Annotated in this window: 2 protein-coding genes and 1 pseudogene; all 3 read right to left on the reverse strand. The window is 52.3% G+C overall.

Features of this window, described 5'->3' with window-relative positions:
- Positions 1 to 319 precede the first annotated feature (319 nt).
- On the reverse strand, positions 320 to 3,427 hold the full coding sequence (locus tag DW089_RS06230) for a hypothetical protein (RefSeq protein ID WP_118286956.1): 3,108 nt from the start codon (positions 3,425 to 3,427) through the stop codon (positions 320 to 322).
- Positions 3,428 to 3,742: 315 nt separating this feature from the next.
- Positions 3,743 to 4,345 (reverse strand): annotated as a pseudogene (locus tag DW089_RS06235) (autotransporter domain-containing protein); the annotation flags it as partial.
- A gap of 18 nt (positions 4,346 to 4,363) precedes the next feature.
- A complete protein-coding gene (locus DW089_RS06240) occupies positions 4,364 to 9,775 on the reverse strand; it encodes a hypothetical protein (protein WP_118286958.1) in 5,412 nt (1,803 codons plus the stop codon).
- Positions 9,776 to 11,571: the final 1,796 nt, after the last annotated feature.

Consider the following 11,571-nt stretch of genomic DNA (forward strand, 5'->3'; position numbering starts at 1 on the left):
AACACCTCTACGCTTTCGTAGAAAGCGTAGTACGTCGTCAATTTTCTTCAGCACTACCTGTCAGCCCCCCACCCAATCCCCGATTCTGCGCAAAAACATTCTCATGTCTCCAATTTAGCGGTGAAGGCTCATTCTACGGCGCTGGCGCCGCTATATATTCTGAAAAACACCTCTACGCTTTCGTAGAAAGCGTAGTACGTCGTCAATTTTCTTCAGCACTACCTGTCAGCCCCCACCCAATCCCCCGATTTCACACAAAAAAGCATTCCGCCAAAAGTTCCATTCTTCTGGCGGAATGCTTTTTTTACCTTTTTCACATTTACATTCTCCGTGTAATGGTCACCCCATATGTGAACCCTCTTTGCACGCCGCTCCACCCGGTGACTCTCACATCCGCACCCCAGGGGTTCTCTTTGGTGGCCTTGCTCTGCCACCCCAGTTCCACAAAACCGCTGGAGCCCTGGACGCTGGGCGCCGGGGTGCTGAAATCCCGGTACTGGGCTCTGGCTTCTCCGTCGAATTCATAGTCCCAGCCAAGGCCAGCATAGAGGGTATCCTGGGCTCCCTGATGCCGTGTCCAGCGCAGCCCCAGCCGGCTGCGGTAGGAATCCACGCTGTCCAGGTGGTACGTTCCGCCGCCCAGGCCGCTGTATATCCTCGTGGTGTCACTGCCCAAATGGGTCCAGTAAAGCTTACCATAGTAATCAAAATCATTTCGTCCACGGGTGACCACCTTCCCCAGGCCCAGGTGGGCCGCCACATAACTGGAGCCCGTAGCATAGGAAGCCTGGTGGCCCGCCAACAGACCCCGGAAGTCCCCGGACAGATACCCTGCCCGGACCATTCCTTCGTAGTGCGCTCCATTAGACAGATCCCGGCGCAGCAGCAGCCCCCCGCCTATATAGTGCTGGCCCCCATCGCTCCGGGCCCCGCTGTCCAAATGGGCTGTGTAGTTCCCGTTGCCGTATTCCGCAAAGGGCATAACGGTATCCGTGTGGTTCCCTGCAACAACCCGTTTCACGAAGCCCAGCTCTGTACTAATCCCCTGGCTGTCCACGTAGGAGCCGGTAGCGTAGCGCAGGTCGTGGCCTCCCACTACCGCATACGGAGTGAATTTGGCCTTTACCGAATGGTCTTCCAGCCAGGCCGCTTCGTAGGCCGCCACTGCCGAGGCGTAGCCATGATTGGACGCCAGGTCGGACGCATTCACCAGCTGACTGATGGCCGCCTCCCTCTGCTCGGGAATCAATTTGGTGTCCGGGTTCAGGGTGCCTTTATCACCGGCAGGGATGTATAAAACCACCGTGTTGGGGTCCTGCTTCTTGATCAGCACCTTGTGCTGCACAAAGCCCGGATCCGTAACAAAATCCTGGCCTGCCACCATACTGTAGGAAGCCCCTTCCGTTAAAAGCGGCGCATTGCCCTTGTGGAGCAGGTTGATGACTTCGCCCGGCTGAAGGGAGACTGCATCATTCACCCCCGCACTAATGGCTGCCCCGTGAACGTCCGCCGTGCCCGTCACCTCCAGCAGCGTGTCCCCTGCCGCCGTGCCCGCCGGCACGTAGAAATTAAGCGCCTGGAAGTACTGCACATTCTTTACCGTATTGCCTTTGGTATACAGGTTCAGGGTGTTCCCCGTACTTTCCTTGTCACTGTAGCCGCCATACAGGCTTAGCAGGGTTCCCAGGCTGCCGCCGGTGATATTTACCGTGTTGCCTGTGGCCGCGCCGTTTTCAGCAAAGCCTCCGGCAATCACGTTGTCATCGGCTTCCCCCGTAGTGGCCGCCTCCGTACCCAGGGTGCCGCCAGCAATAGTTACTGTATTCCCTGTAGCGTCGGATAGGGCCGAGTGGCCGCCCAGGACGCTGTTCTTTACGGTGCCGCCTGTGATGGTGACCTTGTTGCCCACCGCCTTGCCGCTAAGGGGCACCTCGTCGTAGGTGGTCACCGCTGCAGCTTCCCCGCCCACCACCGTGTCCACGCTGCTGGTACCGCTGAGCGTTACCTGGTTATTTTCGGCATCCTGGGGCTGCGCGGAATACATAATCCAGCCTACTGTATCACCGGTCTGACCGCCTACAACTTCTACGTCCACGGTACTGTCCGTAATCGTCACGCTGTTTCCCGTGGCCGTGCCCAGCACGCCGACGCCGCCGTAAACGGATTTGGCCTGGGTCCCGGCAGTCAAAGTGACCTGGTTGTCGTTCGCTGCCCGGCCATTTTGACTAAGTCCGCCGATAACCAGTCCTGCTGTATGGTCCTGGGTATTGCCCGAGGTATCCTTAACCACGGACGAAGAAACTTCCACCTGGTTGCCCGAGGTGCAGCCCATCATAGAATAGGCGCCCAGAACAGAGGACAGGGAACTGTCCTGGATGGAAACGCTGTTCCCATTCGCCGTGCCATAGCTGCTGTAGCCCCCGTAGACCCCGGAAGAAAAAGAACTGGGATTTTGAGGTGCGACGTGAACCCCTTTTAGTTGGACCTGATTGTTATTGGCCCCATAGGTGGCATCATCGCCGTCCGGTATTACGCTAAGATCCTCCGGGTGGGCCAAGGAAATACCGCCGGTAACTGTATCATAAGTGCCGCTGCCCGAATCGGTTACGGTAACGCTATTGCTGTCTGCTGTGCCATTCACGGCCGAACCGCCGAATACGTACAGGTTGGCGCCACTAGGAGTGTTGAGCGAAAGGGTTACCTGGTTTTCTTTGGCACTGCCTTGACTTCGGCCGCCAAAAATTACTAGCGCCGTACTGCGCAGGGTCAGGTCGCTGGCCTGGACTACGTTGTAGGACGCATCACTATTTGAAGAAATGCCCCCGGCCATAAGGTCAATGTTTATTTTCGCCGAAGCAGGATGCACCTCTGACTTACCATAAATCGTATCGCTGGAAGACTCAGCAGAGCCTGCGCTGGTAGAAATCGTATGTCCAAAGGCCATTCCCTGAAGGACAACCCGGTTGTTATTGGCACTCCCTTTCGCCGCTTCGCCGCCAATTGCTTTTTGCAGCACCACAGCCCCCTGCCCCAAGGTGACGGTATTGCTGTTGGCACTGCCGCCGGTAGTAACCGCAGTCTGAAACATGGCTTCCTGCAGCGTTCCCGCCTTGCCGCCCCATACCCCAGCAGCCGTGCTGTTGGTCAGGGTAACCGTGTTTTTGTCAGCAGCACCGTTTTCCGTTTCCGTGTGGCCGCCGTACACATTGCCGGATACCGTAATCCCGTCCGCCGTCAGCGTATTGCCGCTGGCAGAACCCGTATAGCCATTGCCTTCCAAAGCCTCATACACCGTACCTGTGTCCGACTGGACCTGCCCCTCCGCACCTGTAAGCGTTACCCCCGCCCAGACCGGCGGAGTGTACGCCCCCAAGCCGATAATGCTGGATGCCACCATCACCGGTAAAAATCTTTCCGCTGGCTTCATAAAATTTCCCCCTATACAGTGTTTTCCCTATTTCCACCTTGAAACAAAATCATAAAAACAGTACAGCCTGTTTACACGATAATTTAGAATAGTTCCTTCTTGCGGCTGATTATTGATAATCATATTATAACGGCTTTGTATATTGTTGTCTATGTATTTTGCGAAATTTGTGAAATTACTAACCATTGCTGCAAAAGGAGAATCGCCGTAAAGTCAAGCCTAACGCCATTTGTATATGCGCCTTGTAAGCCTGCAAGAACCAGCAGGCCCCTAGAATCCGAAAATTCCAGGGGCCTGTCCGCCTACTTGTTTCGATTACATTCTTCTAAAGATGGTAGCACTATAGGTGAAGCCTTGTTTTACCCCGTGCCAGCCGGTCACCCGCAGATCTGCACCCCAAGGATTCGTCTTGGTGGCGCTGCTCTTCCAGCCCAGTTCCAGGAACTCGCTGGAGCCTTTCATGCTGGCATCCGGAGAACTGTAGTCCTGATAATGGGAAGTGGATTCACCATCAAACTCACGATCCCAACCCAGTCCAGCATAAACACTTGAGGTTTTCTCATCCAAATGTTTGGTCCACCGGAAGCCGAGACGGGTCCGGTGGGAATTTACCCCCTCCAGTTTGTAGTCCGCAGCACCAAAGGCGCTGTGCAACTGGAAGTCATCACTGCCTAGGTGGGAATAAAATAACTTGCCGTAGATGTCATAATCATTGGTAGCCTGCTTGTAGACCTTGCCCAGGCCTGCATGCGCCGCGAAGTAGTTGGAAGCCGTGTTGTAGCTGGCGCCAACGCCTGCAATCCGTCCAGCGTATTCCCCGCTGAGATGGCCGCCCCGCACCAGTCCTTCATAATGCACCCCGTTGTTCAAATCCCGGCGCAGCAGAAGGCCTGCCCCTACATAGTGCTGACTGCCATCACCCCGGGCACTGCCGCTCTAGCTGGTGAAGTTGCCAGTGCCATATTCTATAAAGGGCATAATGGTGTCAGAATAACCATCCGTAAAGGTACGCTTGATAAAGCCCAGTTCTCCGTTAAACCCATTGGTATCTACCGTAGAAGTGGTGTTGTACCGCAAGTTGTGACCACCCAGCATCACATAGGGAACATACTCAGCAGCCACATCCTGCTGGTCCAGGAAGGCCGCATTTGCTGCCGGTGCCGGAATAGTCTCTGGGGCCGTTTCGGCAGCCGAGGTTGGCGTCGTCTTTGCAGCCGTTTCCGCAGCAGGGCTTACAGTCAAAGAATCGGTGCGCACTTGGCTGAGCAATTCGCTGGGGGCCGTTTTCTTTACCATCAATGAGGTTTCCAGTCCCCCTTGATTGATATAGGCGCGCATACGATCCATTTCATATTGGCCCTGCCAAGCTTCCATAGCCGCTGACAAGCCGTCCGTTACAGCCACTTCCGACCCTCCGGCTACCAGGTTGGCTGCGTTGGTCTGTCCTTCAGAAAGGACTTTGGTATCTGCATCAAGAACGCCTGGAGTCCCTGGCAGAACGCCCAAGACCACCGTATTATCATCCTGTTTCCAGATACTCACCTTCCGCCGCAGGAAGCCGGCGTTCAGCGCTGTATCCATACCTTCCTTCATGCTGTAGCTGGTTCCTTGGTTGGTTTCCACCCCATTGGCATCAGCCAACACGTTGATGACCTCGCCGTCGGCCAAATACGTGGCGTTCGCAACAGCTGCCTGGATATTGGAATCCTTGGCATTGGCCGTGCCCGTTACCGTCAAAAGGGTTTCCCCTGCTCCAGTTCCTGCAGGCACATAGAAATTCATATTCTGGAAGTAATCCAGATTCTTTACGCTGCTGCCCTTGGCATACACATTCAAGGTGTTGCCGGTGCTTTCTGTGCCCTGTCCGCCATAGAGCTTGCCCTCGCTGGTCAGGAGTGCGGCGTACAGGTTCACCGTATTGTCCTTGGCTGCGCCGGTTGTGGACTGTCCGCCAAGGAGACCCTCCGTAACAGTGCCGCCATAGAAATTAATGGTGTTGTCATTGGCAGTGCCGGAATCAGACTGCCCACCGATAACGCCTTCCGCAACAGTACCTCCGAAGACGTTCACCGTATTGTTGTTGGCTTCAGATTTTGCCTGCCCGCCTACGATGTTCGTATTGGTAGTACCACTGTAGAAATTCACCGTGTTGCCATTGGCCGTGCTGGAATCGGACTGCCCGCCGATAATGCCATTCGCAACAGTACCGCCGGAGAAGTTCACGGTGTTGTTGTTGGCTTCCGATTCTGCCTGACCGCCTACGATGTTCGCATTGGTAGTACCGCTGTAGAAGTTCACCGTGTTGCCATTGGCCGTACCAGTTTCAGACTTGCCGCTGACGATACCACTCGCAGCAGTACCGTTGGCGAAGTTCACCGTATTGTTATTGGCCGTGCCAGATTCAGACTGGCCGCCGATAATGCCTTTCGTAACAGTACCGCCATAGAAATTGACCGTATTGTTGTTGGCAGTGCTGGACTGGGAATAGCCGCCTGTAATCCCATTATTTACGGTGCCAGCGTAGACGTTCACCGTATTGTCATTGGCAGCGCCGCTCTTGTAGGTGGTCGATGTGGGTTCTGCAGCTTCCGCTGTCATTACACTTATCTCAGCATCGGAAGCATCGGAAGAGTCGACAGCCTCGGCTACCCAGACCCAATCATCTTCATTGAAGCTGTATTTTAATTGTACCGTCGGCGCTGCCACGTTCGCATCCATAGTGGAATCCACGGCATAGCCGCCGTAGATGGCGTCCACCGTGCCGCTAACCAGGTTTACCGTATTGCCGCTGGCGCTGCTCACAGAACCTGTCACCGTAGGGGTATAGGCTACATCCGTTAAGGTTGTACCTTGATACGTATAACTCCAACCATCATCGTAAGACTCATACTCTTTAATCGATGTATAGTCCACAGTCGGCATGCTATTGATCAATGTGCTGCGAAGGCTGCCCGCGTCCGTGCCCAAAAGGCCCGCTGCGCCGCCGTAGACACTTCCTGCCGTGCTGCCGGAGATGGTGACCGTATTGCCCTGGGCTGCACCTACTCCGGAGATGCCGCCATAGACGTCAGCGGCCGCAGAGCCATTGGTCAGGGTGACCGTATTGCCTGCTGCCGTACCCTGCATGACCATACCGCCCAGCACCAGGCCACTGGCATTAACCTTGGCCAGGGAGACCGTATTTCCCTGTGCGCTTTGCTCCGCCGCAGCTGTAAAGGAAAGTGCACTTGTATAGGTTTTTGTTATGTGAAAATGTACATAACCCTCACTATCCTCATCATAATCATAAATCGATTTCTGTGCGGGCAGGACTGTTGTGCCGCCGATGATAGAGCCGCTTGCCTTACTATTGGTCAGGGCTACGGTATTGTTGTCCGCGCTGGTGCCGCCAGTACCGCCGCCGATGACGCTTGTTGCCGTGATGCTGCCCTTTTCCGTACTTTGGAGGATGACCTTGTTGCCATTGGCTTCCCCGTAGAGGGCAGTACCGCCCAGAACGTCTCCGTAGGACGTTTCTTTGTCCAGAGTCTGGACCATCTGTACGGTGTTTTCATTGGCCTGCGCTTCTGCAATGGCTGTACCTTCATCGGGCACTACATAACCGCCGTAGATGACTCCTGTAGAAGAAGCATCGGTCAGGAATACCCGGTTCGTATTGGCCTCTGTCGCATCAGCGGTAAACAAGTCGTTTGGCATGTAATAATCGCCATAGAAACTGAAAGTACCTCCCTGGGTGCTGCCTACGAGGCCGCCATAGACGTCGTTTTGTAAGCTTGTGTTGGTCAGGGTCAGGGTATTTTCATTGGCCGTACCACAGGCAGCGATACCGCCGGCTGCTGCTATATAAATAACGGGTGCCGGATAATAACCTGCATCTCTATCATCAGCGTCAGGTTCCGCCCCAATGGTCAGATTGGTACCTTGTGTCAGCTGCTTGCCACTCACAGTGACCTGGTTGGCATTGGCCGATCCGGCTTCTGTATAGCCGCCTATTACCCGTTCATAGGCAGTTGATGCGTCCAGGCTGTACGAGACATTTACAATATTACTATTGGCACCGGCCTTTTCCGCATCAGCAGTGATATAGCTATCGTCAACGGTCGCAGTCTTGGCTGCTGTATCCGCCTGTATTGTCGGTTTTTCGTCATCAAGGTGATACAAATGAAGGCCCAAATAGCCGCCATACACAGCTCCATCAGCAACAGTAGCATAGACATTATACGTTTTACTGACCAGGCTGTCTATCAGAGTGACCGTATTGCTGCTGGCGCCATTCCCAGATAGGCCATAGACATTGCCGCCGTAGACCGATCCAGCCTGCACGTTTTCCAGGGTTACGTTGTTGTGTTCCGCATTGCCATAGAATTCGATAGGATTACTAGTCTTCCCGCCAATGACAGAGCCGACTATCGTATTGAAGCTGTTGCCATCTTCATCCGGCATGGCAAGTAACTTCCCAGTAATCTTTACGCTGTTGCCATCGGCATTGCCTTCATCCACATAGCCGCCGTAGACCTCTTCATATTCCGTTGCCGTATCCAGGGTAGAAGAAATCGTTACCCGATTTTTATTGGCCGTAAGGGGCGAATAGACCGTTGCATCACCATGTATTGCATATCCCCCGTAGACGTCGGCGGTAACCCTGCTGCCGTTCTTCTTCAGGTTCGTTAAAGTGATTGTATTTTCGTTGGCTCCGGCACTCAGGGCTCCCGGCAGGGTGTAGGTATTGCCGTCGATTTCATAGGAAACCGTAGTCGTACCGTCTGTGCTTTCCGTAGTCGTCACCGCACTCGGAACTCCATATACTTGCAAGTACCCGCCATATAATTCACTATATGAATAGACAGAACTAGTGGCCAAAATCACACTGTCTGTAATGGCAACTTCATTCTTGCTGGCGCCGCTAAGGCCGGCAAAACCATTGTACACATAACCACCAGCGATATTGCTTGGTGCACCAGAGCTATAGTTGCGATGACTTAGAAGCGTGACATTTTCCAGGCTTACTTTGTTATTTTCGGCATTGCTTAGGATATTTCCGCTGCCTTTGGCATACCCGCCGAAGACTTGGCTGACAATGATATTAGAGGGTTCTGCCCCTTCAAGCTTTTGCCCTGTAATCGTCACGCTGTTGCCATCAGCATTACCCATTTCCACCTTGCCGCCGTAGACATCTCTATAGCCTGCCGCCTCATTCAGGGTAGAAGAAATGTTTACCTGATTATCATTGGCCGTAAGCAGAGAAGAGGTACCCTTAACATACTCTGCATCCCCGCCATAGACGTAGAGGTCTGCATCTGTCAATGTATGTTCCAGATCCTTTAAGGTGATTACATTCTTGTTGGCGCCGAGATTTGCTGCAGCCGGAAGCGTATAGGTTATATTTTTACTATTTTTATCTGTATAGCTTACTGTCGTTGTACCATCAGCGTTGGCTGCAGTCGTTACATTCCGCGAATCTATCCACAGACTGCCGCCGTAAAGGCTGGTTGTACTATCAGACGCAACTTTACTAGCCTCAATGGTAACTTCGTTACCACTGGCGCTGCTAATACCGGCCAGACCATATTTCACATAGCCGCCTTGGACATCCCCGTTAAGAGTGACATTTTTGAGATTCACCGTATTGTCATCGGCACTGCCGCCGTGAAATACCCTGCTACTGTCAGCACCACCACTTTTACCGCCGAATACATCAGCATCGAGGGTCAGCAAATTGCTGCCATCAGCAGCTTTCACTCCGGTAATGGTTACTTCATTGCTGTTTGCATTGCCCAAATCCGTGTAACCACCGTATAAATCAGCATTAAAGGTCGTTTCCTCCGCCAGCTTTTCATTTTCAAAGGAAATATTCACCGCATTGTCCGTAACGTTTATAGGGCTCAGTACTACGGAAGCGGCATCACCCAGAGAAATTTCCCCATAGCCGCCGGCGACCAAATTATTCTTACCCGTAAACGTACTGTCTGAGAAAGAAACACTGTTGCCGCTAACCGTAAAGGTGACCGTGGGAGAACCGTCTGCCGTGCCTTCTGCCTTTAGATAGCCGCCATAGATGCCTTTATTCCTACTTATTGTGAAGGCGCTGTTCTCGCCAATAACCTTGTTGTTCTTGACGCTGACATCGGTGTTATCCAGCAAAGCTGCTATACTATCAGCATCTAGGCTTAGATCTCCGCCGTAAACATTGGTACTAATATTTGTCTGACCGCTGATATCATTTTCTTTATCGGTAACACGAGTGACGACTTCTGTGCTGCCGGCCAAGGCAGGCTGTGCATATAGTCCCATACCCAATATGCTGGACAATACCAGCGTGGTCAACAATTGTTGATGATACTTTTTCATTCCCCAAACCTCCCCGAAATCTGTTGCATTTCCCCTACGAAACACAACGATTGCTCATACAATTACAATGGCCAAAAATCAGCCAGCCGCTATCTCCGACTGTATTTTACTCACTCTTTTATAGCTGTACACGGGCAGCCTCATCTCCTTTGGCCACTGGACTCCTCCTCACAAAAACGTATTTGCTATTCTGTCAATTCGTGACGAAGAAGCCAATTTCCCCAATTTATAGCATTATTATAAAGCAAAAAAGTATTTAAACATCTTATTTCTTGTAATTAAGAAATATACTTATACTGATCAATTTAGCAGGGCGTGTTAAATCATTATATTCAAGTTTACCAACCAATTTGAACGCTTATGCCTCCCCCTCCTACGCAGCAAAATAACCTAAAAAACTACAAAGAAATCTCAAAATATGTACGAAAAATAATCACATCTGGTGGACAATTTATCACGTGTTGTCAAATCAAGAATATTTCCGATTTCGCAGGGCTTAGAAAAAGAAGAAGAACTGCAAAAGAATGATTATCACCGCTAGATTAGTAAAAAGAGGATGTTTTGTGTGAAATCGACAGATCGGTGAGGCAATTACAGGAGGTGCTGAAGAAAAATGAAAACGGTTTTGTGTGAAATCGAGAGAATTGAGTCACTATAATTTGTAGGAATAGAGGAAATGGAGAACGTACAACAGCTTGAAGCCTGAAATTTGGGTGGCATCAAGCTGTTGAGGAATCAAGATGGAATATATGGCGGCGCCAGCGCCGCAGAATGTTCCTTCCCCACCCCGGCCCTTGGATTCTCGGATTGGCCGTCCCTCCTCTTCCTGCTAGGCGGGGAGGGCATGGGGTAGTACTGTCCGCTGCTTTAGATATTTTGACAGTTAATGTAGTGGCAGCGCAACAGTAACGATTAACAGTTGACCAGTAATTGCTATGGAAGCTTCCTGCAAACGTTGCGTTCGCGTCCAAACAGGGCTACAGTTTTTCCAAAAGCTGTTTGGTATACGCGAGCCATGCGACAGCCGTCCGGGAATCAAACCCGTAGGGTGCTGATGACCGGTATACGGCGAACCGCTCAGGAAGTGGCGCATTTTCCTCTATAGCCCCTTTCAAGCGTGAAGGGGGTGGCAGCCGATAGGCTGACGGAAGAAGTTTTTCCAAGAATAAGGTGCCGATAGAAGTTCATCCAAGCCTTTGCGGCCGCCGGCCGCTGCCTTCCCGCAGCAACAACAGTCCAACTGCGGGAAGGTGCCTGACGCCAGGAAGGCGGATGGGCCCGGTCCACACCTACACCCTGCTGACCGCACGACCATTTATAAGCTCCAACCTTTATGCGGCCGCATCCAAACAGCCCACAAATTCTGCAAATGGCTGTTTGGTTAATAAGGCCTATGTGATAGCAGCCCAGGAATTGAGCCTACAAGGCGAAAATGACTGGCTAGCTGCGAACCCACTGGGGGAGCTGGCAGACACGTCAGTGGCTGAGTAAGGGAGTCGTATCCATTTCTCAAGGCCTCAGCTGCTGAGAAATGGAATATACGACCCCTGCGATAGCCGTCCAGGAACCGAGCCTGCAAGGCGATGGCGACTGGAATACGGCGAACCGCTCGGGGATTCCCGGCACCACATCACTTCAGGTCCGCTGACTGCACCAAAAAGCTCCTCCTGAAAACCAGTCGGTTTTCAGGAGGAGCTTTTGTCTTATAAACTAAATCTCATGGCCTGCACGAACTGCCCAAATCTCTCGCCTTTAGCATTCTGGTAATATGTCAAGCATATTTTTTTTAAGATATT

Source organism: Acidaminococcus sp. AM05-11 (assembly GCF_003472805.1).
In the GTDB taxonomy this organism is placed as follows: Bacteria; Bacillota; Negativicutes; order Acidaminococcales; family Acidaminococcaceae; genus Acidaminococcus; species Acidaminococcus hominis.